Raw genomic sequence first — 26251 nt, 5'->3', positions numbered from 1 at the left:
CCGTCCGTGCGAACCGAGTGCGCGAACGGCAGCGCCCCAGAACCTGCGACCGGAGGAGTGCAGTGGCAGCCAACGACCGGGCAGCAGCTCCCGGAAAGTCCGGTGGGAGTGCCGGTTCCGATGGCCTGATGCGCGCCTCGCTGAGTGCCGTGGCACCCGGTACGGCCCTGCGTGACGGGCTCGAACGCGTACTGAGGGGCAACACGGGCGGACTCATCGTGCTCGGCTCCGACAAGACCGTCGAGGCGATGTGCACCGGCGGTTTCGTCCTGGACGTGGAGTTCACGGCGACGCGGCTGCGCGAGCTGTGCAAGCTCGACGGCGGCATCGTGGTCTCCTCGGACCTGTCGAAGATCCTGCGGGCGGGTGTCCAGCTGGTCCCGGACCCCACGATCCCCACGGAGGAGACGGGCACCCGGCACCGCACGGCGGACCGCGTCTCCAAGCAGGTCGGCTTCCCCGTGGTCTCCGTCTCCCAGTCGATGCGCCTGATCGCCCTGTACGTCGACGGGCAGCGCAGGGTGCTGGAGGACTCGGCGGCGATCCTGTCCCGCGCCAATCAGGCCCTGGCCACCCTGGAGCGCTACAAGCTCCGCCTGGACGAGGTCGCGGGCACGCTGTCGGCGCTGGAGATCGAGGACCTGGTGACGGTCCGCGACGTGTCCGCCGTCGCACAGCGCCTGGAGATGGTGCGCCGTATCGCCACCGAGATCGCCGAATACGTGGTCGAGCTGGGCACGGACGGGCGGCTCCTGGCGCTCCAGCTGGACGAGCTGATCGCGGGCGTGGAGCCGGAGCGCGAACTGGTGGTCCGGGACTATGTGCCCGAGCCGACCGCCAAGCGTTCCCGCACGGTCGACGAGGCCCTGTCCGAGCTCGACGCGCTCAGCCACGCCGAGCTCCTCGAACTGCCCACGGTGGCCCGTGCCCTCGGCTACACCGGCTCCCCCGAGGCCCTGGACTCGGCGGTGTCCCCGCGGGGCTTCCGCCTCCTGGCCAAGGTGCCGAGGCTGCCGGGCGCGATCATCGACCGTCTCGTGGAGCACTTCGGCGGCCTGCAGAAGCTCCTCGCGGCGAGCGTGGACGACCTCCAGACCGTGGACGGCGTGGGCGAGGCCCGGGCCCGCAGCGTGCGCGAGGGTCTGTCGCGGCTGGCGGAGTCGTCGATCCTGGAGCGGTACGTCTGAGCCAGGGCAGGAACCGGTCCGCCGGGTCGAGGCAGCAACCGGTCCGCCGGGGCGGGAACTAGTCCGCCGACAGCACGAACGACGTCGGCGCGATGCTGAACCCCGAGGCCTTCGCCTCCAGCAGATACGTACCGGCCGCGGCCGACCCCGCCGGAGGCGTGGCGCACTGCGGAGCGCTCGGCTTGCGGTCCCACTTCACCGTGTAGGTGATGCTGCTGCCCGCCGGCACCCGGTAGGCCATGCTTCCGGCGCCCTTCGGGCAGTCGGCCGACGACCAGTACGAGTCGCTGCCGTGGGCCTGCGTGATCGTCAACACGGCGCTCTTCGGACCGAGATCCACCTTGCAGTCGCCGGACGACGAGTTCTTCGCGGTGAGTTCGAAGGTCGGGGTCTGATCCGGCGAGTAGGAGTTGTGCCGGCTGCGCAGGCTCAACGTGACCGCTCCGGAGGAGCAGTTGGGCAGCCCCGAGGAGGCGGGCAGCGTGGCCGCCGCATTGACGCTGCCGTCGGAGGAGGAGCCGGAACCAGATCCGGAGCCGTCGCCCGAACCGCCCCCGTCCGTGGAGCCGGAGCCACCGCCGTCGCCCGACCCGCCGTCACCGGACCCGCCGTCGCCGGACCCGGTGTCGCTCCCGCCGGTGCCCCCGCCCCCCGACTCGTCACGCCCGCCGGGGTGTTGGCTGTACGCCGGCCCGCTCCCGGACGGACCCGCCGTGATCGTGGACGCGGGATTCTTGCCGTCGGGCGTGCCGGTGTTCTTCTTGCCGCCCCCGCCACCCGCCGTGGCGATCCAGGCGATCAGCAGCGCCAGGACGGCGACCACCGACAGCATGACGACCCTCCGTCGCCAGTAGATGGAGGAGGGAAGCGGCCCGACCGGATTGCGCAGAGATCCCACGGCGCAAACTTTACGAGAGATCCGCGCGCTTGCTGGCGCCACCCGCCGCCCGGAACCAACTTTTCCGGATCATCATCCCGGCAACTTCCCACGAAGGGGCTTCGCTTCACGCTCCGCGCGCCCCTCCCCGGCGCCGCCGCGGACCGTGTCCGGCCAACGCGTGGCAGGATCGGAAGGGCCATGACTGAGATGCTCCACGCCCCCGTGATCGCCTGGTTCGACACCCACGCCCGCGACCTCCCCTGGCGCCGCCCGGCGGCGGGCCCGTGGGGCGTGATGGTCAGCGAGTTCATGCTCCAGCAGACCCCGGTCAGCCGGGTCCTGCCCGTCTACGAGCAGTGGCTGGCCCGCTGGCCCCGCCCCGCGGACCTGGCCGAGGAAGCGCCCGGTGAGGCCGTCCGCGCCTGGGGCCGGCTCGGCTACCCGCGCCGAGCGCTGCGTCTGCACGGCGCCGCGGTCGCCATAACGGAACGGCACGGCGGCGACGTACCGACGGACCACGCACAGCTGCTCGCGCTGCCCGGCATCGGCGAGTACACGGCCGCGGCGGTGGCTTCGTTCGCCTACGGGCAGCGGCACGCCGTGCTGGACACCAACGTCCGCCGGGTCTTCGCCCGCGCGGTCACCGGTGTGCAGTACCCGCCGAACGCCACGACCGCCGCGGAGCGCAGGCTCGCCCGTGAGCTGCTGCCCGAGGACGAGGGCACCGCCGCCCGCTGGGCCGCCGCCTCCATGGAGCTGGGCGCGCTGGTGTGCACGGCGAAGAACGAGACCTGTCCGCGCTGCCCGATCGCCGACCGGTGCGCCTGGCGGCTCGCGGGCAAGCCGGAGCACGAGGGCCCGCCGCGGCGCGGTCAGACGTACGCCGGTACGGACCGTCAGGTCCGCGGCAAGCTCCTCGCCGTACTGCGCGAGGCGCACGTCCCCGTGCCGCAGCCGGCTCTGGACCGGGTGTGGCACGAGCCGGTGCAGCGCGCCCGGGCGCTGGACGGGCTCGTCGCGGACGGTCTGGTGGAGCCGTTGCCGGGCGGTCTGTATCGGCTGCCGCTGAGCTGACGCACAGACAAGTCACAGAGCCCGGGGGCTGTTTCACAGCCACCTGACCCGACAAATCACCCCATACAAGGGCAATTCGACCGCCCCCCTTACCCCGAACCCATTTCCGTTACACAACCGACGGACAGCCGAGTGCTACCCGCAGGCTGCTTCGGACAGCGCCGTGACAACCGCTCCGTAACTTCATTCCTGTGCCCGGCACGACCAACCGGAGCACAGCGACACAGGCACGGGGCCGGAGAAAAACGGGGAACGGAGGCGGTTGATCATGGCGCAGGGCGAGGTGCTCGAATTCGAGGAGTACGTCCGCACGCGGCAGGACGCGCTGCTGCGCAGCGCACGCCGTCTGGTCCCGGACCCGGTCGACGCGCAGGACCTGCTCCAGACGGCGCTGGTGCGGACGTACGGCCGCTGGGAGGGCATCGCGGACAAGCGGCTCGCGGACGCCTATCTGCGCCGGGTGATGATCAACACGCGTACCGAGTGGTGGCGGGCCCGGAAACTGGAGGAGGTCCCCACCGAGCAGCTGCCGGACGCCTGTGTGGACGACGCCACCGAGCAGCACGCGGACCGCGCGCTCCTCATGGACATCATGAAGGTGCTCGCTCCGAAGCAGCGCAGCGTCGTCGTGCTGCGACACTGGGAGCAGATGTCCACGGAGGAGACGGCCGCCGCCCTCGGCATGTCGGCCGGAACGGTCAAGAGCACGCTGCACCGGGCGCTCGCCCGGCTCCGCGAGGAGCTGGAGGCCCGCGATCTGGACGCACGCGCGCTGGAGCGTGAGGAGCGGGAGCGGTGCGCGGCCTGACCGACGAAGAGCCCACAGCGGCTCGCGGGGTCTACCAGGCGGCGATCACGGCGGTGGCCGTGATCGCCGCCCTCGGCCTTTTCGTCGCCGCCTGTGCCACGGGCGGCACCGGTGCCCGTGACGAGGGCCCGGCACACTCCGACTCGGTGGCGGGGGCGGTGGCCTCCCCCGCCCCCAACCCCTCCGACACGTACCAGCAGGTGGACGCGGTCGCGCTGGTCAGGAGCGACCCGCGGGTCTCGACCGCGGTCAAGCGGTATCTGAAGCCGTGCGCCGGCGACGAGTACCCGGTCGACGTGTCGTACGGGGATCTGACCGGCGGCCCGGTGGAGGACATCGTGGTCAACGTGCTGACCTGCGCCGACGCGGTGGGCGTCGGGTCGTATGTGTACCGCGAGGAGGGCGGCGCGTACGAGAATGTGTTCAAGGCCGAGGAGTCCCCGGTCTATGCGGAGATAGACCGCGGCGACCTGATGGTGACCAAGCAGGTGTACGACAAGGGCGATCCGGTGTCGAGTCCGTCCGGCGAGAACGTGTACACGTACAGCTGGACCGCGGGGCGCTTCGTCCAGGAGGACTACCACCACACCGACTACAGCAATGCGGTCGGTGGCGATCCGTCGCCGGTGCCGTCCGGCTGATGTGAACCCGACACACGATCCGTGCGTCAAGTCAATGACGGCACGAGAGCCACACGGCACGAACCACACGGCCCGAACCACACGGCACGAGAATCACGAGGACTGAGAGCAGCGGGATGGCAGACCAGACCCATGTCCTGTTCGTCGAGGACGACGACGTCATCCGCGAGGCCACCCAGCTCGCCCTGGAGCGGGACGGCTTCGCGGTCACCGCGATGCCCGACGGGCTGTCCGGCCTGGAGGCGTTCCGGGCGAACCGCCCCGACATCGCGCTGCTGGACGTCATGGTCCCGGGCCTGGACGGGGTGAGCCTGTGCCGGCGCATCCGGGACGAGTCGACGGTGCCGGTGATCATGCTGTCGGCGCGGGCCGACTCCATCGACGTCGTCCTCGGTCTGGAGGCGGGCGCCGACGACTATGTGACCAAGCCCTTCGACGGCGCCGTCCTGGTCGCCCGGATCCGCGCGGTGCTGCGCCGCTTCGGCCACGCGGGCGGGGGCGTCCACGCGGACCCCGACCCCTCGGCGATGGACGGAGCGGTGCTGACGTTCGGCGAGCTGGAGATCGACACCGAGGGCATGGAGGTGCGCCGGGCCGGACAGCCGGTGGCGCTGACGCCCACCGAGATGCGGCTGCTGCTGGAGTTCTCCTCGTCGCCGGGCACGGTGCTCTCGCGCGACAAGTTGCTCGAACGTGTGTGGGACTACGGCTGGGGCGGGGACACCCGGGTCGTCGACGTCCATGTGCAGCGGCTGCGCACGAAGATCGGCCAGGACCGCATCGAGACGGTCCGTGGCTTCGGCTACAAGCTGAAGGCCTGAGCGGGGCGGGCATGCGGGGGAGCAAGCGGCGGCCGATGAGGCGGCACATGCGGCGCGCCGGCATCCGTACGGGACTCAGATGGAAGCTGAGCGCGGCCATCGCGCTGGTCGGCGCGCTGGTGGCGATCGCGCTGAGCCTGGTCGTGCACAACGCCGCGCGGGTGTCGATGCTGGACAACGCGCGCGACCTCGCCGACGAGCGGCTGCAGATCGCCCAGCGCAACTACGACCTGTTCGGGCGGCCGAACTTCCCCAGCATCGACGTCGACGACCCCGGGCTGCCGCCCGCGCTGCGGGAGAAGGCCGAGGAGGGCCGCCGGGCCACCTACGTCACCGACCACGGCGGCGTGCCGGACATCTGGGCGGCGGTGCCGGTGAAGGGCGGACACATTCTGTCGCTGCACACCCGCTTCACCGACCGCAGCACGAACGTGATGAAGGACCTCGACCAGGCCCTGGTCATCGGCTCCATCGCGGTCGTGCTCGGCGGCAGCGCGCTCGGTGTGCTCATCGGCGGGCAGTTGTCGGGCCGGCTGCGCAAGGCGGCGTCCGCCGCGAACCAGGTCGCCAAGGGCGAGCCGGACGTCCGGGTGCGGGACGCCATCGGCGGTGTCGTACGGGACGAGACCGACGACCTCGCCCGGGCGGTGGACGCCATGGCGGACGCGCTGCAGCAGCGGCTGGAGGCCGAGCGCCGGGTCACCGCCGACATCGCGCACGAGCTGCGCACGCCGGTGACCGGGCTGCTGACGGCCGCCGAGCTGCTGCCGCCGGGGCGGCCGACCGAGCTGGTGCTGGACCGGGCCAAGGCGATGCGCACGCTCGTCGAGGACGTGCTGGAGGTGGCCCGGCTCGACGGCGCCTCCGAGCGGGCCGAGCTGCAGGACATCATGCTGGGCGAGTTCGTGAGTCGCCGCGTGGCCGCCAAGGACCCGGCGGTCGCCGTACACGTGGTGCACGAGTCGGAGGTCACGACCGACCCACGGCGGCTGGAGCGGGTGCTGTTCAACCTGCTCGCCAACGCCGCCCGGCACGGCAGGCCACCCATCGAGGTCATCGTGGAGGGCCGGGTCATCCGGGTCCGCGACCACGGCCCCGGCTTCCCCGAGGAACTCCTCGCCGAGGGCCCGAGCCGCTTCCGCACCGGCAGCAAGGACCGCGCCGGGCAGGGCCACGGCCTGGGCCTGACCATCGCGGCGGGCCAGGCTCGGGTCCTGGGCGCCCGCCTGACGTTCCGCAACGTACGCCCCGCGGGCGCACCGCCCCATGTACCGGCCGAGGGCGCGGTGGCAGTCCTGTGGCTCCCGGAACACGCCCCGACGAACACGGGCAGCTATCCGATACTGCCGTAGCACCGATCCGCAACGGATCAGCTGGCCCAGTCCTTGTCCATGTCGAGGCCGCCATAGTGGGGCTGGGTGAAGGAGAACCAGTTGCCCGAGTCGTCGCGGAAGAGGGCCTCCGTGCCGTACGGGCGCTCCTGCGGCTCCTGGAGGAACTCCACGCCGCGGTCCTTGAGCCGCTTGTAGTCGCCGTGGATGTCGTCGGTGGTCAGTACGCCCGCACCCAGCGCCCCCTTGGCCACGAGCTTCTTGACCATCTCGGCGGACTCGGGGTCCATCGCCGGCGGCCCGGGCACCATCAGCGTGAGCTCGACGTCGGGCTGTTCCGGGGAGCCGACGGTGAGCCAGCGCATTCCGCCCTCGCCCATCGACATGTCCGTACGGACCTCGAGGCCCAGCTTCTCGGTGTAGAACTCCTTGGCCCGGTCCTGGTCGAGTACCCAGACGGTGGAAATCCTGAGTCCCTTGATCATGGCGTGCTCCTGTTCACGGGGTCGGCTGCCTGCCCCGCCACCGTAGGCAGCCGGGATCTCAGCCCGCTTCTCCAGAATTGCTCCGGGTACCGCCGGGGCCGCTTCTGAACCCGCCCGCCCAGAGCATGGCGTAGCAGCCCGGTATGAGCGCGGCCCCGCGGCCCACGTGCTTGACCCGGTACTCGCTGGGGGTCAGCCCGGTCCACGCCTTGAACCGCGTGGAGAAGGTGCCCAGGCTGCTGAAGCCGACCAGATGGCAGATCTCGGTCACCGACAGATTGGCGGTGCGCAGCAGGTCCTGGGCCCGCTCGATGCGACGATGCGTCAGATACTGGCCGGGCGTCTCGCCGTACGCCTCCTTGAAGGCGCGGATGAAGTGATAGCGCGAGTACCCGGCGTGGGCCGCCACCGCGTCCACGTCCAGCTCCGGGTCGGCCCAGTCGCGGTCCATGGCGTCCTTCGCCAGGCGCAACTGCCGCATCTTGTCCATACGGCGATGGTGGCACGCGGCACTGACACCGGGTCCCGGGCACGAAGAAGGCCCCCGGGGCGGACACCGTCCGGGGGCCTTCGTTCAGGGTCGGCTCAGACGGCCTCGATCACCGGGGCCGGCGCCGTGTCACCGCTGTCGGCCGCGGTCTCCGTCTTCTGGGGCCCGCTCTTGAGCGGGACCTCCTTCACGAACAGCGCGGCGGCCAGCACGATCACCGCGATCACCGCGCCGAGCAGGAACGCCGAGTGCGTACCGGCGGACACCGCGTGCTGGTACGCCTCCCGCACCGGCGCGGGCAGCTTGGCCAGGCTGGCCGCGTCGAGCTGTGCGGACTTCTCGGTCATCTTGGCGGCCAGCGAACCGCCCCGCTCGGCCATGACGTCCTGGACCCGCTGGTTGAACAGCGCGCCCATGATGGCGACACCGAAGGAGGAGCCGAGCGTACGGAACAGGGTGGTCGACGAGGACGCGACGCCCATGTCCTTCATCTCCACGCTGTTCTGCGCGACCAGCATGGTGATCTGCATCAGGCAGCCCATGCCGAGACCGAGGACGGCCATGTACACGCCCGAGGTGAACCGGGAGGTGCCGGTGTCCATCAGCGACAGCAGGTACAGGCCCGTGATCATCAAGGCGGCGCCGACGATCGGGAAGACCTTGTAGCGGCCGCTGTTGGTGGTGACCCGCCCGGCCACCATCGAGGTCACCAGCATCGCGCCGAGCATCGGCAGGAGCAGCAGACCGGAGTTGGTGGCGGAGGCGCCCTGCACCGACTGCTGGTACAGCGGCAGGAACAGCGTGGCGCCGAACATCACGAAGCCGGTGATGAAGCCGATGACCGACATCAGCGTGAAGTTGCGGCTGCGGAAGATGTGCAGCGGCAGGACCGGCTCGGCGGCCTTGGTCTGCCAGAACACGAAGCCGACCAGGGCGACGACGCCGATGGCGGTCAGTTCCATGATCCGCGCGGACGTCCAGGCGTACTCGGTGCCGCCCCAGGTGGTCACGAGCACGATCGAGGTGATGCCGACGGTCAGCAGCGCGGCGCCCAGGTAGTCGATCCGCGCCTTGGTGCGCTTCTTCGGCAGGTGCAGCACGGCGCTGATCAGCAGCAGCGCGACGGCGCCGAGCGGCAGGTTGATGTAGAAGGACCAGCGCCAGCCCCAGTTGTCGGTGATGGTGCCGCCGACCAGCGGGCCGCCGATCATCGCGAGCGCCATGACGCCGGCCATCATGCCCTGGTACTTGCCGCGCTCCCGCGGCGGGACGAGGTCACCGATGATCGCCATGACGCCGACCATCAGACCGCCGGCGCCGAGACCCTGGACGGCCCGGAACCCGATCAGCTCGCCCATGTTCTGGGCCATGCCGCTCAGCGCGGAGCCGATCAGGAAGATCACGATCGAGGTCATGAAGGCGCCCTTGCGCCCGTACATGTCGCCGAGCTTGCCCCAGATCGGGGTGGACGCCGCGGTGGCCAGTGTGTAGCCGGTCACCACCCAGGACAGGTGCTGCAGACCGCCCAGCTCACCGACGATCGTCGGCATCGCCGTGCCCACGATCATGTTGTCGAGCATCGCGAGCATCATCGCGATCATCAGCGCGAGCAGGACGACCCGCACGCTCCGCTGTTTCTTGTCCGGCTGCTCGCCGGAGACCCTTTCGGGTGACTCCTGGCCCGCCGAGGCCGCCTTTGTGTCCGCCATCTTTCCCACTCCCCCAGCGACCGCCACTTACTTGCCGCCCGGCTAGTTGTCTACACTGGGAAGTTAGCGCCGCAACTAGCCGGGCGTCAAGTAAGTTTCCTAGCCGGGCGACAAGTAAGTTTCCCGCGGGAGCGCGAGGAGTACGAGGATGGGCGTCACCATGGACGGCACCAAGCAGCAGCGCCGCGGCAATACCCGCCAGCGCATCCAGGACGTGGCGCTCGAACTCTTCGCCGAGCAGGGCTACGAGAAGACGTCATTGCGAGAGATCGCGGAGCGCCTCGATGTGACCAAGGCGGCGCTCTACTACCACTTCAAGACGAAGGAAGAGATCATCGTCAGCCTCTTCGAGGATCTGACGCAGCCGATGGAGGACCTGATCGAGTGGGGCCGGCAGCAGCCCCACACCCTGGAGACCAAGCAGGAGATCGTACGGCGCTACAGCCAGGCGCTGGTCGGCGCGGAGCCGCTCTTCCGCTTCATGCAGGAGAACCAGGCGACGGTCCGCGAACTGCGCATCGGCGACATCTTCAAGGACCGGATGCGCTGCTTGCGGGACATCATGATCGACCCCACGGCGCCGCTCGTCGAGCAGGTCCGCTGCGTCAGCGCGATCTTTACGCTGCATGCCGGGATGTTCGTGATGCAGGACCTGGAAGGCGACCCCGAGAAGCGGCGCGAGGCCGTTCTCGAGGTCGCCGTGGACCTCGTCACGCAGGCGCACCGGGGCGCCCAACCGGAGGTCTAGGACTGGTCCAGGACCCGTCCCGGATCAGACCTTGACGCCCTTGGAGTGCAGGAAGGCGACCGGGTCGATGGCGGAGCCGTAGTTCGGGGTCGTACGGATCTCGAAGTGCAGGTGCGGACCGGTGGAGTTGCCGGTGCTGCCGGACAGGGCTATGTGCTGGCCGGTCTTGACGACCTGCCCGATCTTGACGTCGATCCGGGACAGGTGGGCGTACTGCGAGTACGTCCCGTTGCCGTGCTGGATGACGACGGCGTTGCCGTACGCGGGACCGTCACCGGCGCCGTTGCCACCGGCCTTGACGACCGTGCCGCCGTGCGCGGCGACGACCTCGGTGCCCGTCGGCACGGCGAAGTCCTGGCCGCTGTGCTTGTGCGCCCAGTGGCTGCCGTTCTGCATGAAGCTGGCGGAGAGCGTGTACTTCTGCACCGGGTCGACCCAGGAGGTGGCGGACGCGGTGGCGGCGCTTGCGACCCCGGTTCCCACGACGGCCGTGGCACCCAGTCCGGCGGCCAGGACGGCCACCCGGGTACGGAGGTTGGACGTGCGGGTGGAACGGGACGTAACGCGCTTGAACATCTGGACCTCGTGGAGTCGGGGACTTGGAACCACCCGGCGCACAACCGTCTGCCGGATGGGGCATCTCTTGGTAACCCGCCATCCCGCCCGGTCTCAAACCCCCCTGTCTACGGCGAAAGCTAGTACTCGGCCCCATAATCATCGGATTCTTGACAGAAGGGAGTTTTTCGGGCATCACCCCTCCGACGTCGCCCGTTCGCGAAGGATTGGGTAGTAAAAATCCCTTTTGCTCAGCCATGAATTCCCACTATCTCCTCTAGTAACGGACAAATCGCCTGTGCGGCATGTCACCGGCTTCCAAGATCGACGGACACCGGAATGTGACCGGCGCTACGCTGGCCGGCGTTCGCGCGACTACGGGGGTGGGCGGGGATGGATCCGGCAGTGCTCGGCACCAGGCTCGCGTCGGGTCTGGTCGGCCCGCTGGTGAAGAAGCTCTTCGTGCAGGACGGGCCGGGGGCGGGGCTGGTCGACAGACCGGTGCGGCTGTCGGCCCTCGTCTCCTTCCGGGGCGAGAAGCGGACCCTGACCGACAAGGACGTACGAAAACTCGCGACCCGTCTGGTCAAGGAGGCCGTGGACTCGCCCGGGGCGCGGCCGTTCCCGGCGGACGAGGAAGAGGCGGTCGCGCACGCCCTCACCGGCAAGCTCCTCGCGCTGGGCGAGCTCGACATGGACGACGTGCAGGCGGTGCGGCTCGGCTACCGGGAGCTGGCGCGCAAGCTGCACCACCGGGCACCGACCAGGGACCTGACGGCCGACGCGTCCTTCTTCCTCGACTCGGTCACCGAGTGGGCCTGCCTGCACATCATCGACTTCTTCACCCGGCGCTCCACCTTTGTCGCTCACACGCTGATCGAGCAGAGCCGGGCCCAGGCGGAACTCATCGCCAAGCTGGACGAGCTGATCATCCGCAGCCCGCGGCCGTTCGCCCGGGACGCGACGTTCGAGCGGCGGTATCTGGCGTATGTGGCCAAGAAGCACGGGCAGCTGACGATCTACGGCATCGATCTGGTGAACTCTCCCGCCAAGTGGCCCCTGGACGTGGCGTATCTGAGCCTGGAGGCCACCGGGGAGAAGGCCCGTCTCGCGGACTTCGCCGGCGGCCTGCCGCGGGAGGCCTTACCGGGCGGCGACGGCACCACGGCCGAAGCCGTGCTCGCCGAGCTCCGGGCGGAGCTGCGGACCCTGGAGTCCCGCCCCGCCGACCAGGTCCTGGCCGAACACGACCGCGTCCTGCTGCGCGGCGTCGCCGGCTCCGGCAAGACCACTCTCGTGCAGTGGCTGGCCGTCTCGGCCACCCGCGGCGAACCCGAAGGCCCGATGGCCTATCTGTACGGCCGCGTTCCGCTGGTCCTCCCGCTGCGCTCGCTCACCCGGCACGGAGAGCGGCTCCCCTCCCCGGACGGCTTCCTGAATGCCTCCGGCTGTCCCCTGGCCGGCGCCCAGCCGGAGGGCTGGGCGGACCGCGTGCTCGACCGCGGCCGGGGCCTGGTCCTGGTCGACGGCATCGACGAGGTCCCCGAGACCGAGCGCGAGCGCGCCCGCGTCTGGCTCGGCGAGCTGGTCGCGGCCTACCCCGGCAACCGCTGGCTGGTGACCTCGCGCCCGAGCGCCGTACAGGACGACTGGCTGGCCGACGACGACTTCACCGAGCTCACGCTCTCCGCGATGAGCCCGGCGGACGTGGCGTCCTTCGTCCGCCGCTGGCACACGGCGGCCCGCGGTGGGAACGAGGACGAGGACGCCGACCTGCGGACGTACCAGAGCCAGCTGCTCACCGCCATCCGCGGCAAGGCCGACCTGGGCCGCCTCGCCACCAACCCCCTGATGTGCGGTCTGATCTGCGCCCTGCACCGCGACCGCCGCGGCTATCTCCCGCACGGCCGCAAGGAGTTGTACGAGGCCGCGCTCAACATGCTGCTCACCCGCCGGGACCGGGAGCGGGACGTGTCGGCCGGCGTGGAGCTGCAGCAGGAGCCGCAGACACAGCTCCTGCAGCGGCTCGCCTACTGGCTGATCCGCAACGGCCGTACGGAGCTGGACCGGGAGCGCGCCGAGCGGATCATCGCCGAGGCGCTGCCCGCCGTACCGGCCGCCGCCGCGCTCGGTGAGGCGCCCGTCGTCTACCGCCACCTCCTCAACCGCAGCGGGCTGCTCCGTGAACCCGCCCCGGGCGCGCTGGACTTCATCCACCGCACCTTCCAGGACTATCTGGGGGCGCGCGCCGCGGTGGAGGTCTGGGACATCGGCCTGCTCGTCGAGCACGCGGCCGACGACCAGTGGGAGGACGTGATCCGGATGGCGGTGGCCCACGCCCGCCCCCGGGAGCGGGCCGAGATCCTGACTGGGCTGCTGGAGAAGGGCGACGCGTCGCTCGAAGGACGGGAGCGCGACCGGGTCTTCCTGCTGGCCGCCGCCTGTCTGGAGCATGCGGCGGAGCTGGATCCCGGGGTCCGGGCCGCCGTCGAGAAGCGGGCGGGGACGCTGATTCCGCCGGTGAGCGTCACGGCGGCGGAGCAGCTGGCGGCCGTGGGTCCGCTCGTGCTCGATCTGCTGCCGGATCCGGAGGAACTGGAGCCGGGGGACGCGGTGATGGTGCTGATGACGGCCACGCGCGTGCGGTCGGACGCGGCGATCCCGTATCTGGCGCGATTCGCCAGGAACGCCTCGCCACTGGTGATGTCGCGTCTGTTGTGGGCATGGGACCAGTTCGACACCGAGCGCTACGCCCTGGAAGTGCTCGCTCATGTCGATCCCACGGCGGTCGTGTTCCCCGTCACCAACACGGCCCGGCTGCGGGCGCTGCGCGCACTGGGCGGGCGTCCCATGGTGGAGTTCGTCGGCCGGGGCGTGGGCGGGGCCGAACTGAGGTCGTACGTCGCCGACTTCCCGCCGGACAGGCTGGCCATCAGGGGCTATCTGGGACTCGACGACCTCTCCTTCCTCAAGGACGCGCCGTCGCTGACCGAGCTCGACATCACCGACTGCCCCAGCCTCAAGGACCTGGCGCCCCTGGCCGGGCTCGGCCTGCGGACGCTGCATCTGCGCAGGCTGGGCTCCGGCCCGGACCTGCGGGCCCTGGCGACGCTCGACCGGCTGACGGATCTCGTACTCGAACTCGCGCCGACCGACATCTGGAACCTGGGCATGCTCTCGGAGCGCGCGCCCCTGAGCCGGCTCGTCCTCGACGCCGGCACCGCCCCGGAGGACGGACTGGCGGGCCTCGGGCGTCTCACCCGGCTGGTCGAGCTGAGCCTGAACGCCCGCAGCAGCCCTTCGTCGGCGGCCGACTGGGCGGATCTCCTCCCGCTGCCCGCGCTGGGCCGTCTCAGCCTGAACGGCGCCTCGCTGGGGCTGTGTCCGCGCTCCTTCGGCCTGCCCTCCGTTCAGCATCTGGCCCTCGCGGACGACGGCCCCGAGCCCCTGGCCATGGAACGGATCCCCACGCTGTTCCCCCGGCTGGTCGAGTTGCACATCTTCGGCGACGAGGACGTCAGACAGCGCCTCGACCTCGAACCGCTACTGGATCTGCCCGACTTGAAGTGTGTCTACTTCCCGGCCGGGCCGGCGCCGGTGCGCGGACTCGACCAACTGCGGGGCAAACAGGTCCAGTTCCTGGAGCACAAGCAGCGCACACCGTGGAAGTTGCGTCGCTAGACGGCGAGTTCGGGTCGGGGCGCGCCCAGAATTCACAGCACGGTGTGACGCAGATCTCTGTACGCCTACCCCCCGGTAACCTTACGGTTCCCCTCGCGCCATCCTCACCCAAGATCATGCCCCTGACAGGCCTGTACGGACGTGAGAGGACCCCCACCGATGACCAGACGCCCCTGGGCTCGCCGTATCACCGTGACCGCTGTCTCGGCGGCCGCGCTGGCGGCCATGGCCACCTCGGCCGACGCCGCGACCGCCACCAAGGTCGACTACGCGACCTGGCAGCAGGACTGCCAGACCGTGATGGGCCAGGCCCTGCCGTATCTGAAGGACCGTATCGACGACGCCAAGCCCGGCGAGAAGCAGGCGATCGTCTTCGACATCGACAACACCACGCTGGAGACCGACTTCGGTTTCAGCTACCCGCAGCCGGCCAACAAGCCGGTCCTGAACGTCGCGAAGTACGCCCAGGAGCACGGCGTCTCCCTCTTCTTCGTCACCGCCCGCCCTGGCATCATCGCCGCGCCCACCGAGTTCAACCTCGAATACGACGGCTATGACGTCTCCGGTCTCTACGTCCGCGGCTTCTTCGACCTCTTCAAGGACGTCGCCACGTACAAGACCGCCCAGCGCGTCGCGATCGAGAACAAGGGCTACACGATCATCGCGAACATCGGCAACAGCGCCACCGACCTGTCGGGCGGCCACGCCGAGAAGACGTTCAAGCTGCCCGACTACGACGGCCAGTTGTCGTAACCGCGGGTCCTCGCGACGCAGCGCATGCGAAAGGGGCCGGTGCTCGAAAGCACCGGCCCCTTTCGTCGGCTCGACCCGCGGGGGGTCAGGCGTCCTTGCTCAGGTTCGGCCCGGCACCGCCGGCCGCCTGCTCGATCGGCGGGACGTCGGGCAGCGCCGACTTCTCCTCACCCCGGAAGGTGAAGGTCTTCGTCTCGCCCTCGCCCTCGGTGTCCACGACCACGATGTGACCGGGGCGCAGCTCGCCGAAGAGGATCTTCTCCGACAGCGAGTCCTCGATCTCGCGCTGGATGGTGCGGCGCAGCGGCCGGGCGCCCAGCACGGGGTCGTAACCCTTCTTGGACAGCAGCTCCTTGGCGGACTGGGAGAGCTCGATGCCCATGTCCCGGTCCTTCAGGCGCTCGTCCACCTTGCCGATCATCAGGTCGACGATCCGCAGGATGTCCGCCTGCGTCAGCTGCGGGAAGACGACCACGTCGTCGACGCGGTTCAGGAACTCGGGGCGGAAGTGCTGCTTGAGCTCGTCCGACACCTTGTTCTTCATGCGCTCGTAGTTGGACTTCGTGTCACCCGTGGCCGCGAAGCCCAGGTTGAAGCCCTTGGAGATGTCCCGGGTGCCGAGGTTGGTCGTCATGATGATGACCGTGTTCTTGAAGTCCACGACCCGGCCCTGGGAGTCGGTCAGACGACCGTCCTCCAGGATCTGCAGCAGCGAGTTGAAGATGTCCGGGTGAGCCTTCTCGACCTCGTCGAAGAGGACGACGGAGAACGGCTTGCGGCGGACCTTCTCGGTCAGCTGGCCGCCCTCTTCGTAGCCCACGTAGCCGGGGGGCGAACCGAAGAGCCGCGACACCGTGTGCTTCTCGCTGAACTCCGACATGTCGAGGGAGATCAGCGCGTCCTCGTCGCCGAAGAGGAACTCGGCGAGCGCCTTGGACAGCTCGGTCTTACCGACACCGGACGGACCGGCGAAGATGAACGAGCCACCCGGACGCTTCGGGTCCTTCAGGCCCGCGCGCGTACGGCGGATCGCCTTCGACAGCGCCTTGACGGCGTCGTCCTGGCCGATGACCCGCTTGTGCAGCTCCTCCTCCATGCGGAGCAGGCGGCTGGACTCCTCCTCGGTCAGCTTGAAGACCGGGATGCCGGTGGCCGTGGCGAGGACCTCGGCGATCAGCTCGCCGTCGACCTCGGCGACGACGTCCATGTCGCCGGCCTTCCACTCCTTCTCCCGCTTGGCCTTGGCGGCCAGGAGCTGCTTCTCCTTGTCGCGCAGGGAGGCGGCCTTCTCGAAGTCCTGCGAGTCGATCGCGGACTCCTTGTCCCGGCGGACGGCGGCGATCTTCTCGTCGAACTCGCGCAGGTCCGGCGGCGCGGTCATCCGGCGGATACGCATCCGGGAACCGGCCTCGTCGATCAGGTCGATCGCCTTGTCCGGCAGGAAGCGGTCCGAGATGTAGCGGTCGGCCAGGGTGGCGGCCTGGACCAGGGCCTCGTCCGTGATCGAGACACGGTGGTGGGCCTCGTAGCGGTCGCGCAGACCCTTGAGGATCTCGATCGTGTGCGGCAGGGACGGCTCGGCGACCTGGATGGGCTGGAAGCGGCGCTCCAGGGCCGCGTCCTTCTCCAGGTGCTTGCGGTACTCGTCCAGCGTGGTCGCACCGATGGTCTGCAGCTCACCGCGGGCCAGCATCGGCTTCAGGATCGAGGCGGCGTCGATGGCGCCCTCGGCGGCACCCGCACCGACCAGCGTGTGGAGCTCGTCGATGAACAGGATGATGTCGCCACGGGTGCGGATCTCCTTGAGCACCTTCTTCAGGCGCTCCTCGAAGTCACCGCGGTAGCGGGAGCCGGCGACCAGGGCGCCGAGGTCCAGCGTGTAGAGGTGCTTGTCCTTGAGCGTCTCGGGCACCTCGCCCTTGACGATGGCCTGGGCGAGACCCTCGACGACGGCGGTCTTGCCGACGCCGGGCTCACCGATCAGGACCGGGTTGTTCTTCGTACGGCGGGACAGCACCTGCATGACCCGCTCGATCTCCTTCTCGCGCCCGATGACCGGGTCGAGCTTGGACTCACGAGCGGCCTGGGTGAGGTTCCGGCCGAACTGGTCCAGGACGAGGGAGGTCGAGGGGGTGCCCTCGGCCGGGCCGCCGGCGGTGGCGGTCTCCTTGCCCTGGTAGCCCGACAGCAGCTGGATGACCTGCTGGCGGACACGGTTGAGATCGGCACCCAGCTTGACCAGGACCTGGGCGGCGACGCCCTCGCCCTCACGGATCAGGCCGAGCAGGATGTGCTCCGTGCCGATGTAGTTGTGGCCCAGCTGAAGAGCCTCACGGAGCGACAGCTCCAGGACCTTCTTGGCACGGGGGGTGAAGGGAATGTGCCCGGACGGGGCCTGCTGGCCCTGGCCGATGATCTCCTCCACCTGCTGGCGGACCGCCTCGAGCGAAATCCCGAGGCTCTCAAGGGCCTTGGCGGCGACACCCTCACCCTCGTGGATCAGGCCCAGGAGGATGTGCTCGGTGCCGATGTAGTTGTGGTTGAGCATCCGGGCTTCTTCCTGAGCCAGGACGACAACCCGCCGCGCGCGGTCGGTGAACCTCTCGAACATCGTTAATCGCTCCTCAGAGCGGTCAGGCAGTGGGGGGAACTTCCCCTCCCTGTCCTTCCGCAGCTTAGTCCCGCAAGCGGGGACCGCTCATTCCAACTGCCGACACCGTCGATGGCCTCCTGACCCCGAACGCCGACATATGCTCCAACCCGATGGTGCGAGACGATGTTCCCGCAGGCCAGGCAGTTACCCCTGTCTCCAGTACGCCGATGGCGAACGTGAGACGGCCCGCCCTGCGTGTCGCCCCCTCCCACTAGGGATGTCTTACCCGTACGGACTGACACTCCATGCCGTGCGCACCGGTTCCCTCCGCTATGGGCGAACAACCTTGCGTCTGCCCGGGCCCCCTCAAGCCCCCTCTTCGGACACTCTCCGCTGTCGATTGAACACTCAGCGTAACTCGCGAGGGTCTTCGGCGGTTGCACTTGGCATGGCTGGCGCAGTCCCCAAGCTTCCGCTCCCCCGTCGTCCACTCGATACGCATGATCCCTCCGGTCCGTACGACCCCTACGGTCCGGCCGGCCCGGGCGACCCCGCGGCCCGGATCCGGCACTGGTACGAGAACGAACTGGGGTGGCCGACAGTGCCCGGTGAGCCGGTACGGCTCATCACGGGGCTGCGCTTCGATGTGCTGGACGTGCCGGCCGAGGCGGGCGCCGTGGCGCTGCGGCACCTGGGGCCGGGCTCTCCCGTGGCCCTTCAGGGGGACCGGATGCGGCTGCTGGTGGCCGCGGGCAGCGCGGAGGAGCTTCCGGGGCTGCTGGACTGGCTGGAGTGGGGCACGCTGGCCCTCGATCTCGTCGCGCTGGGCGCGGGCGGGCGCATGGACGCGCCACTGCCTCCCGAGCGGGCCTCCACCGGGCCCCGGCCGCTGCCCCGGGGCCGCTCCGGTGCCGGTTCCGCCCTGCGCGCCGCCGGCTCCGTGGAGGGGGCCGCCGTGTGGCTGCGGCCCCCCGAGCCGGGGTGCGGGGCCGAGGCTTCGCTGCCGACGCTGTCGACGCTGTCGGCCATGGGGGGCGTGGAGGGCGCCCCCGATCTCGTACGACTCGTGGACACGGTGGCGACGCAGTGCCACCGGATCCGGCTGCGACGCGTATGCGCCGGGCCGCCGGTTTCTCAGCCGTTGGCCTTCTCGTAGGCCTCGCGGATGGACGCCGGAACACGGCCACGGTCGTTGACCTCGTAACCGTTCTCCTTGGCCCAGGCACGGATCTGCGCGGTGTCCTGGCTGCCACCGGAAGCGGCACGGGCCTTTCCGCGCCCGCCCGAAGCACGGCCACCGGTACGCCGACCGCCCTTCACATAGGGCTCAAGAAGGCCACGCAGCTTGTCCGCATTGGCGGTCGTGAGGTCGATCTCGTACGTCTTGCCGTCCAGCGCGAACGTCACGGTCTCGTCCGCCTCGCCGCCGTCGAGGTCGTCGACAAGAAGGACCTGAACCTTCTGTGCCACCGGATTTCCTTTCATCGATAACTTCAAGGGTCGGGGGTCTGCGGCGTCCGCCGTTTCGCCGCCCCCTGTTATATGCAGTACTGCAGTACGTCGGAAAGCAAACCGCTTTTGCTGGAAAAACACAAACCCCTGGGAGAGACTCAGGGGCCGCCCCCGCCCTGGAAACATGCGCGTTTCGGACATAGGGAACCTGGGCATGGCCGCAGGGCCGGAATACCGGACCAAGCGCGGCGATCACAGATGCAGAAGCATCCGGCTGTTGCCCAAGGTGTTCGGTTTCACTCGTTCGAGACCGAGGAACTCCGCGACACCCTCGTCATAGGAACGCAACAGCTCCGCGTAGACATCGGTGTCGACGGGTGTCTCGCCGATCTCCACGAAGCCGTGCTTCTCGAAGAAGTCGACTTCGAAGGTCAGACAGAAAACACGGCGAACGCCGAGCCAGCGCGCGGTGTGCAGCAACTTCTTCAGCAACTGATGGCCGACGCCCGCGCCCTTCAGTCCGGGCTTCACCGCGAGAGTTCGGACTTCCGCGAGGTCTTCCCACATCACGTGCAGTGCGCCGCAGCCGACCACCTCGGCGTTGTCGTCCCGTTCCGCGACCCAGAACTCCTGGATGTCCTCGTAAAGCGTGACGGTCGCTTTGTCGAGCAGGATGCGGTCTCGGACGTACACGTCGAGGAGGCGGCGCACAGCCGGCACATCGCTGGTCCGGGCCCGTCGGACCGTGATGGCTTTAGCGGTGACTTCGGGACGCTCTGCTGACATGAGCGGACGCTATCGCCCGCCGCCGCCCTGTGCGGAGCCGGGGTTCTCGGCGCCGGTATCGGAGGGGGTATCCATGGTTTCCGGACCCTGGACGATCCGTACCGCGTCCCTGAGGGCCTGTCGCTGTTCGTCGCTCATCATCCCGAAGAAGGCGACGAGAGCGGCGGCCGGGTTGTCGCTCTGCGACCAGGCGTCGTTCATCAGGGCGGCGGCGTACGCGGCGCGCGTGGAGACGGCCTCATATCGATAGGCCCGGCCTTCCGCCTCGCGGCGCACCCAGCCCTTCTGATGGAGATTGTCCAAAACGGTCATCACCGTGGTGTACGCGATGGACCGTTCCTGCTGAAGGTCTTCAAGGACTTCTCGAACGGTCACCGGGCGGTTCCACTTCCACACCCGCGTCATGACCGCGTCTTCGAGTTCTCCCAATGGGCGAGGCACAACTCAGAACAATAGTGGGAGATCCCGGCAATGGCGTGCCGGACGTGCACTTTCAGCGCCAAACGCGGACAAAAGGGGTGCGGGCGTCGTCGAACGCCGGTCGGCGTACGTTCAGGCGTCGGTGCCGGCGGAGGCCTTCCGTGCGCCCTCCGCGCGCGCGATGGCGTCGACGACGGCGTCCTCCTTGGCCTTGGCGGCACCGCCCTGGGTCTTCACGATCACGCGGACCAGACCGATGAAGAACACGGCCATGACGACCGGGGGCACGAGCGCGGAGACGTAGTCCATGCGACCAGGGTAGCCACGGGGGGACGAACAGCCGGGTTGGGGTGGACCCATCCCTGTTTCGGCACGTCGCCCGTCGGCCGTGTCCGTCAGCCCGCCGCGAGCCGGTGCTGCGGCGGATCGGCGGGCGGCGAGGACGGCTTCCGGCGCGGGAAGACCTCGCCCGGGGTCGGAATGGGCCGGGAGGGCTTGGGGGCGGCGGGCTCGGCGGGCTCGGGTCCCGGACGCTCCGCGGGACGCTCGGCGGGCTTCTCCGTGGGCTTCTTCCCCTGCTCCTCGCTCGCGCCCCTTGCACCCCTCACGCCCCCGGGAAGGGCCATCAGCCGTGTACGGGCCTGTACGGGCGTACGGCAGGCGGGCACGCTCGGGAGCCCGGCGCCTCGGCCCGCGCCGCGCACGGGCCCCTCACAGCGCTCCAGGAGGGCCGCGGCGACCGGACTTCCGCTCAGCGCACGCAGCGCGGCGAGGTCGTCCCCGACGGGCCGGTAACCGGCCTCCAGCGCCTCGTCCAGGAGGGTGAAGTACCCGGTGGCCGTCCCGGGCAGGGCGGCGCGGTACCGGGCGAGGTCGGCCACCAGGAAGGCGCGCAGCCGGGCGCCCTCGCGCATCGCCTCGTCGAGCGCATCGGCGAGGCTCAGACAGTCCTGGACGTCCTCTGCCGAGGTGGGACCGGGGTGAAGGGCGAGGGCGAGAGCGCGGCGGAGCACACGCAGCTCCGCCACACCGAACACCATGCCGCCGCGGGATCCGTATGGCGTGGGCATGCACCGAAGATACGCACTAATCAGACAAACCCGACACAGCAGCGGGGCGTGGCGCCCACAAGCCACCCACCTGGCCGCTGCCCCGCCCTACCGGGCTCCGGGCTGCCCACCGCCGTCTCCGGCCTGGCCATCCATCCACCCGGACGCGGAGCGTGGCACGTGGAAGGGTGCCCGGCCGGTTGGTGGATCGGGCACCGGCGTCCTCGTGGGTCGGTGCCGTGGTCACATGCGCGAGACGTTGCGTTCGTACACCAGGCGTAGTCCGATCAGGGTCAGCCACGGCTCGTGTTCGTCGATGACCGACGACTCGCCGAGGACCATCGGGGCCAGGCCGCCCGTCGCGATCACCGTCACGTCCTCGGGGTCGTCGGCGAGTTCCCGGGCCATCCGGCTCACCACGCCGTCGACCTGCCCGGCGAACCCGTACACGATGCCCGACTGCATGGCCTCGACCGTGTTCTTGCCGATCACGCTCCGGGGACGGGCGACCTCGATCTTGCGCAGCTGCGCGCCCCGGACGCCGAGCGCCTCGACGGAGATCTCGATGCCGGGCGCGATGACACCGCCGACGTACTCCCCGCGCGCGGACACCGCGTCGAACGTCGTCGCCGTACCGAAGTCCACGACGATCGCGGGGCCCCCGTACAGCTCGACGGCCGCCACCGCGTTGATGATGCGGTCCGCGCCGACCTCCTTGGGGTTGTCGGTGAGGATCGGCACGCCGGTCTTCACGCCGGGCTCCACCAGCACGGCGGGCACGTCGCCGTAGTAGCGCCGGGTCACCTCGCGCAGCTCGTGCAGCACCGACGGGACGGTCGCGCAGATCGCGATGCCGTCGATGCCGTCCCCGAGGTCGTCGCCGAGGAGCGGGTGCATGCCCATCAGGCCCTGCAGCAGCACCGCCAGCTCGTCCGCCGTGCGGCGCGGGTCCGTGGAGATCCGCCAGTGCTCGACGATGTCATCGCCGTCGAACAGGCCGAGAACGGTCTGGGTGTTGCCCACGTCGATCGTGAGGAGCATGGCCGTTACTCCGCCTCGCGCAGGTCCAGGCCGATGTCCAGGATCGGCGAGGAGTGGGTCAGGGCCCCGACGGCCAGGTAGTCCACGCCGGTGTCCGCGTAGGCCTTGGCGTTCTCCAGCGTGAGCCGGCCGGAGGCCTCCAGCATCGCCCGTCCGTCGACGATCGCCACCGCCTCCTCGCACTCCAGGGGCGTGAAGTTGTCCAGCAGGATCAGGTCGGCGCCCGCGTCCACGACCTCGCGCAGCTGGTGCAGGGTGTCGACCTCGACCTCGATCGGCACGTCGGGGAAGGCCGCCCGCACGGCCTCGAAGGCCTGGGCGACGCCGCCCGCGGCGACCACGTGGTTGTCCTTCACCAGCGCCGCGTCCGACAGCGACATGCGGTGGTTGACACCGCCACCGCAGCGCACCGCGAACTTCTCCAGCGACCTGAGGCCCGGCGTCGTCTTGCGGGTGTCCCGGACCCGGGCCTTCGTGCCCTCCAGGACGTCCTCCCACGCGCGCGTGGCGGTCGCGATGCCCGACAGACGGCACAGCAGGTTGAGCGCGCTGCGCTCGCCGGTCAGCAGGTCTCGGGTGTGCGTGGTGACCGACAGGAGCTTCTGCCCGGCCTCTACCCGGTCGCCGTCCTCGACGTGCCGCTCGACCTCGAACTCGTCCGTGCAGACCACGGAGAGCACGGCCTCGGCGACCCGGAGGCCGGCCACCACGCCCGCCTCGCGTGCGGTGAAGTCGCCGGTGGCCACGGCGTCCTCGGGGATGGTCGCGACACTCGTCACGTCCACGCCGTGGGCGAGGTCCTCCTGGATGGCCACGTTGGCGATGTCCTCGACCTCCACCGGGTCGAGTCCGGCGTCGGCCAGGAGCTGCGCGAGCGCGGGGTCGAGCCCGCACTCCAGGTACGCGTCGTCTCCTTCGGCACCCTCGGCGCCGCAGGCGCAGCCGTCGGCGCAGCCGCCGGTGGGGGCGAGGGGAAGGTCGTCGGTGCTCACTTCTGTCACTGCTCCTGGGGACGCGGGTGGTGCTGGGTAGGGGGGAAGTCTGCGGTGTCGGTGGTGCGTACGGCCAACGTGCGGTCCGGATTCAGCCGTACGACGATGTGGCGCCGCCAGCCGGCGTCGTCGCGGTCGGCGCGGTCCTCGCGCCAGTGGCAGCCGCGGGTCTCCTCGCGCAGCCGCGCGGCGGCGACCAGGACGCGGGCCACGCACATGAGGTTGGTGGCCTCCCAGGTGTCGACGCCCGGCTCGGCGGTCTTGCCGTTCTCGTCGAGGGCGTCGCGGGCCTCGGTGTGCAGCTGCTGGAGCTGGTCGGCGGCCTTGGCGAGGGAGTCGTCCGAGCGCAGGACGCCCGCGCCCTCGGCCATGATCCGCTGGATCGCGAACCGGGCCTCGGGGGCGAGGAGCGGGTGGGCGGGCGTCTCGGGGTGCTCGACCGGCTCGGGCACGCGCGCGTGCAGGCCGTTGCCCGCGTGGCTCGCCGCGATGTCGGCGGCGATCCGCTCGGCGTAGACGAGCCCTTCCAGGAGGGAGTTGGAGGCGAGCCGGTTCGCGCCGTGCACGCCGGTGCAGGCGACCTCGCCGCACGCGTACAGGCCCGGGACGGTCGTGCGGCCCCGGGCGTCGGTGCGCACGCCGCCGGAGGCGTAGTGGGCGGCCGGGGCGATCGGGATGGGCTCGGTGACCGGGTCGATGCCGTTGGCGCGGCAGGCGGCCAGGATCGTCGGGAAGCGGTGCTCCCACATGTCGGCGCCGAAGTGCCGGGCGTCGAGGAACATGTGCCCGGCGTCCTGCTCCTGCATGCGCCGCATGATGCCCTTGGCGACGATGTCCCGGGGCGCGAGCTCGGCCAGTTCGTGCTGCCCGATCATGAAGCGCACCCCGTCGGCGTCGACCAGGTGGGCGCCCTCGCCGCGCACCGCCTCGGAGACCAGCGGCTGCTGGCCCTCCGCGTCGGTGCCGAGGAACAGCACGGTCGGGTGGAACTGCACGAACTCCAGGTCGGATACCTCCGCGCCGGCGCGCAGCGCGAGGGCCACGCCGTCGCCCGTGGACACGGACGGGTTGGTGGTCGCCGAGAAGACCTGCCCCATGCCGCCGGTCGCGAGAACCACCGCGGGGGCGTGCACGGCGCCCACGCCGTCGTGCTGGCCCTCGCCCATGACGTGCAGGCTGACACCCGCGGTACGGCCGTCCGCGTCCGTCAGCAGGTCCAGGACCAGCGCGTTCTCGATCGTGCGCAGGCCACGCGCACGTACGGCCTCGACGAGCGCCCGGGAGATCTCCGCGCCGGTGGCGTCGCCGCCGGCGTGCGCGATGCGGCGGCGGTGGTGGCCGCCCTCGCGGGTGAGCTCCAGTCGCCCTTCGGAGGACTCGTCGAAGTGCGCGCCGGTGTCGATGAGCCGCCGTACCGCGTCGGGCCCCTCCGTGACGAGGATCCGTACGGCCTCCTCGTCGCACAGGCCCGCGCCCGCGACCAGGGTGTCGTCCAGGTGCTGTTCGGGGGTGTCGCCCTCGCCGAGGGCCGCGGCGATGCCGCCCTGCGCCCAGCGCGTGGAGCCGTCGTCGAGCCGGGCCTTGGTGACCACGACGGTCTTCAGGCCCGCGGCCTCGCAGCGCAGGGCCGCGGTGAGGCCGGCGACCCCGGAGCCGACGACCACCACGTCCGCGGAGATGGACCACCCGGGGGCGGGCGCGTGCAGTCGTATGCCTGTGCTGGTCACGAGGCGGCTCCGAAGGTTCCGAAGGTGAGAGGGAGGTTGTCGATCAGCCGGGTCGTCCCGACCCGGGCGGCGACGGCGAGGACGGCTTCGCCGGTGAAGTCGTCACCGATGTCGGTGAAGTCGGACGGGTCGACCAGGGCGAGGTAGTCCAGTTCGAGCGGCGGGTCGAGGCGGGCGGCCTCGTCCAGGACCAGGCGGGCGGCGGCGCGGACGGCCGCGGCGGCCCCGGGCACGGCCTTGGCGACGGCGTGCGCGTCGGCGGCCGCGCGGGACTCCCCTATGGCGCTGAGCGCCTCGGCACGCGCGCGCGTGGAGGGCACTTCGAGGGCCCGCGCGCGCAGCGCCTCCTGCGCGGCGTGCCGGTCGCGGCCGGCGAACAGGGACTGGGACAGGGCGAGGGCCGTGTGCCGCTCCTGGGGCGAGAGATACCGGTTGCGGCTAGACAGGGCGAGGCCGTCCTCCTCGCGCACGGTCGGTACGGCGACGATGTCGACGCCGAAGTTCAGGTCCCGCACCATGCGGCGGATCAGGGCCAGCTGCTGGGCGTCCTTCTGGCCGAAGAGGGCCACGTCGGGGCGGGTGAGGTGGAGCAGCTTGGCGACCACGGTGAGCATGCCGTCGAAGTGCCCGGGCCGCGAGGAGCCCTCCAGGCGCTCGCCCATGGGGCCCGCGGTGATGCGCACCTGGGGTTCGCCGCCGGGGTAGACCTCGTCCACGGAGGGGGCGAACACGGCGTCCGCGCCGGACTGTTCGGCGATCTTCAGGTCGGCTTCCAGGGTGCGCGGGTAGCGGTCGAGGTCCTCGCCCGCGCCGAACTGCAGCGGGTTGACGAAGACGGTGACGACGACCTCGCCGTCCGGCCCGGCGATCTCGCGCGCGCTGCGGACGAGCGTGGCGTGGCCCTCGTGCAGGGCGCCCATGGTCATCACCACGGCACGGCGACCGTGACGCACACGCGCGTGCAGCTCGTCGGCGGTGCTCAGCAGGGCGGTGGTCATCGGAAGTCTCCGTTCCGGGGCACACGTGTG

General features: G+C 70.3%; 25 protein-coding genes. 10 read left to right on the top strand and 15 right to left on the bottom strand.

Annotated features, from left to right (window positions below; all coding sequences use genetic code 11):
- Positions 1–62: 62 nt before the first annotated feature.
- Complete coding sequence (disA, locus tag AB0I54_RS15580) at positions 63–1187, top strand: DNA integrity scanning diadenylate cyclase DisA (protein ID WP_263211139.1); 1125 nt, start codon at positions 63–65, stop codon at positions 1185–1187.
- 58 nt (positions 1188–1245) lie between these two features.
- Here the strand turns inward: disA and AB0I54_RS15575 are convergent, their stop codons facing one another.
- Complete coding sequence (locus AB0I54_RS15575; RefSeq protein ID WP_363296489.1) at positions 1246–2085, bottom strand: hypothetical protein; 840 nt, start codon at positions 2083–2085, stop codon at positions 1246–1248.
- A 180-nt stretch (positions 2086–2265) separates the two neighbouring features.
- Here AB0I54_RS15575 and AB0I54_RS15570 point away from each other — a divergent pair, with 180 nt between their 5' ends.
- From AB0I54_RS15570 to cseC, 5 genes are all read left to right on the top strand, one after another.
- The gene (locus AB0I54_RS15570) at positions 2266–3141 is read left to right on the top strand and encodes an A/G-specific adenine glycosylase (RefSeq protein ID WP_363296488.1); all 876 of its coding nucleotides are present in this window, start codon (positions 2266–2268) and stop codon (positions 3139–3141) included.
- A 268-nt stretch (positions 3142–3409) separates the two neighbouring features.
- The gene (locus AB0I54_RS15565; protein ID WP_263211134.1) at positions 3410–3949 is read left to right on the top strand and encodes a SigE family RNA polymerase sigma factor; all 540 of its coding nucleotides are present in this window, start codon (positions 3410–3412) and stop codon (positions 3947–3949) included.
- A complete protein-coding gene (locus AB0I54_RS15560; RefSeq protein WP_363296487.1) occupies positions 3937–4590 on the top strand; it encodes a hypothetical protein in 654 nt (217 codons plus the stop codon). The genes AB0I54_RS15565 and AB0I54_RS15560 overlap by 13 nt, the downstream gene beginning before the upstream one ends.
- 116 nt (positions 4591–4706) lie before the next feature.
- Positions 4707–5411 (top strand): two-component system response regulator CseB, encoded by a 705-nt coding sequence (gene cseB, locus AB0I54_RS15555; RefSeq protein WP_363296486.1) that lies wholly within the window; start codon positions 4707–4709, stop codon positions 5409–5411.
- Between the two features lie 11 nt (positions 5412–5422).
- Complete coding sequence (gene cseC, locus AB0I54_RS15550; RefSeq protein ID WP_363296485.1) at positions 5423–6763, top strand: two-component system sensor histidine kinase CseC; 1341 nt, start codon at positions 5423–5425, stop codon at positions 6761–6763.
- Positions 6764–6780: 17 nt separating this feature from the next.
- On the opposite strand, the gene AB0I54_RS15545 is transcribed toward cseC, so the two are convergent.
- From AB0I54_RS15545 to AB0I54_RS15535, 3 genes are all read right to left on the bottom strand, one after another.
- A complete protein-coding gene (locus AB0I54_RS15545) occupies positions 6781–7227 on the bottom strand; it encodes a VOC family protein (protein ID WP_363296484.1) in 447 nt (148 codons plus the stop codon).
- A gap of 58 nt (positions 7228–7285) precedes the next feature.
- Positions 7286–7708, bottom strand: coding sequence for a helix-turn-helix transcriptional regulator (locus AB0I54_RS15540; RefSeq protein WP_363296534.1), 423 nt, complete (start codon positions 7706–7708; stop codon positions 7286–7288).
- Positions 7709–7812: 104 nt separating this feature from the next.
- Positions 7813–9426: an MDR family MFS transporter gene (locus tag AB0I54_RS15535; RefSeq protein WP_363296483.1), complete on the bottom strand. Its 1614-nt coding sequence runs from the start codon at positions 9424–9426 to the stop codon at positions 7813–7815.
- Positions 9427–9574: 148 nt separating this feature from the next.
- Between AB0I54_RS15535 and AB0I54_RS15530 the strand changes: the two genes are divergently transcribed.
- A complete protein-coding gene (locus tag AB0I54_RS15530; protein ID WP_363296482.1) occupies positions 9575–10174 on the top strand; it encodes a TetR/AcrR family transcriptional regulator in 600 nt (199 codons plus the stop codon).
- A gap of 24 nt (positions 10175–10198) precedes the next feature.
- Here AB0I54_RS15530 and AB0I54_RS15525 read toward each other — a convergent pair whose 3' ends face one another.
- The gene (locus AB0I54_RS15525) at positions 10199–10750 is read right to left on the bottom strand and encodes a M23 family metallopeptidase (RefSeq protein WP_363296481.1); all 552 of its coding nucleotides are present in this window, start codon (positions 10748–10750) and stop codon (positions 10199–10201) included.
- A 372-nt stretch (positions 10751–11122) separates the two neighbouring features.
- On the opposite strand from AB0I54_RS15525, the gene AB0I54_RS15520 reads away from it, so the two are divergent.
- On the top strand, positions 11123–14410 hold the full coding sequence (locus AB0I54_RS15520; RefSeq protein ID WP_363296480.1) for an NACHT domain-containing protein: 3288 nt from the start codon (positions 11123–11125) through the stop codon (positions 14408–14410).
- Between the two features lie 159 nt (positions 14411–14569).
- A complete protein-coding gene (locus tag AB0I54_RS15515; protein ID WP_363296479.1) occupies positions 14570–15163 on the top strand; it encodes an HAD family acid phosphatase in 594 nt (197 codons plus the stop codon).
- An 85-nt stretch (positions 15164–15248) separates the two neighbouring features.
- On the opposite strand, the gene AB0I54_RS15510 is transcribed toward AB0I54_RS15515, so the two are convergent.
- Complete coding sequence (locus tag AB0I54_RS15510) at positions 15249–17774, bottom strand: ATP-dependent Clp protease ATP-binding subunit (protein WP_263211115.1); 2526 nt, start codon at positions 17772–17774, stop codon at positions 15249–15251.
- Between the two features lie 430 nt (positions 17775–18204).
- Between AB0I54_RS15510 and AB0I54_RS15505 the strand changes: the two genes are divergently transcribed.
- Positions 18205–18912: an SCO3374 family protein gene (locus AB0I54_RS15505; RefSeq protein WP_363296478.1), complete on the top strand. Its 708-nt coding sequence runs from the start codon at positions 18205–18207 to the stop codon at positions 18910–18912.
- Here AB0I54_RS15505 and AB0I54_RS15500 read toward each other — a convergent pair.
- From AB0I54_RS15500 to panC, 9 genes are all read right to left on the bottom strand, one after another.
- On the bottom strand, positions 18891–19226 hold the full coding sequence (locus AB0I54_RS15500) for an Lsr2 family protein (protein WP_030573823.1): 336 nt from the start codon (positions 19224–19226) through the stop codon (positions 18891–18893). The genes AB0I54_RS15505 and AB0I54_RS15500 overlap by 22 nt on opposite strands.
- Before the next feature lie 234 nt (positions 19227–19460).
- A complete protein-coding gene (locus tag AB0I54_RS15495) occupies positions 19461–19994 on the bottom strand; it encodes an amino-acid N-acetyltransferase (protein WP_363296477.1) in 534 nt (177 codons plus the stop codon).
- A gap of 9 nt (positions 19995–20003) precedes the next feature.
- Positions 20004–20423, bottom strand: coding sequence for a BlaI/MecI/CopY family transcriptional regulator (locus tag AB0I54_RS15490; protein WP_363296476.1), 420 nt, complete (start codon positions 20421–20423; stop codon positions 20004–20006).
- Positions 20424–20546: 123 nt separating this feature from the next.
- Positions 20547–20723, bottom strand: a complete 177-nt coding sequence (locus tag AB0I54_RS15485) for a hypothetical protein (RefSeq protein ID WP_361619734.1) — start codon at positions 20721–20723, stop codon at positions 20547–20549.
- 86 nt (positions 20724–20809) lie between these two features.
- Entirely contained in the window at positions 20810–21454 is a 645-nt protein-coding gene (locus AB0I54_RS15480) for a hypothetical protein (protein WP_363296533.1), read from the bottom strand.
- Between the two features lie 252 nt (positions 21455–21706).
- Positions 21707–22504 carry a type III pantothenate kinase gene (locus AB0I54_RS15475; RefSeq protein ID WP_363296475.1) on the bottom strand — a complete coding sequence of 266 codons (798 nt, stop codon included), beginning with the start codon at positions 22502–22504 and terminating at the stop codon, positions 21707–21709.
- Between the two features lie 5 nt (positions 22505–22509).
- The gene (gene nadC, locus AB0I54_RS15470) at positions 22510–23496 is read right to left on the bottom strand and encodes a carboxylating nicotinate-nucleotide diphosphorylase (protein ID WP_363296474.1); all 987 of its coding nucleotides are present in this window, start codon (positions 23494–23496) and stop codon (positions 22510–22512) included.
- 5 nt (positions 23497–23501) lie between these two features.
- Entirely contained in the window at positions 23502–25223 is a 1722-nt protein-coding gene (locus AB0I54_RS15465) for an L-aspartate oxidase (protein WP_363296473.1), read from the bottom strand.
- Positions 25220–26221, bottom strand: coding sequence for a pantoate--beta-alanine ligase (gene panC, locus AB0I54_RS15460; protein WP_363296472.1), 1002 nt, complete (start codon positions 26219–26221; stop codon positions 25220–25222). The genes AB0I54_RS15465 and panC overlap by 4 nt, the downstream gene beginning before the upstream one ends.
- Between the last annotated feature and the right edge of the window lie 30 nt (positions 26222–26251).

Origin of the sequence: Streptomyces sp. NPDC050625 (assembly GCF_040654755.1) — a bacterium.
GTDB lineage: Bacteria > Actinomycetota > Actinomycetes > Streptomycetales > Streptomycetaceae > Streptomyces.
Note: the sequence above shows the minus strand (reverse complement) of the source record. Positions and strands in the feature narration are given on the sequence as shown.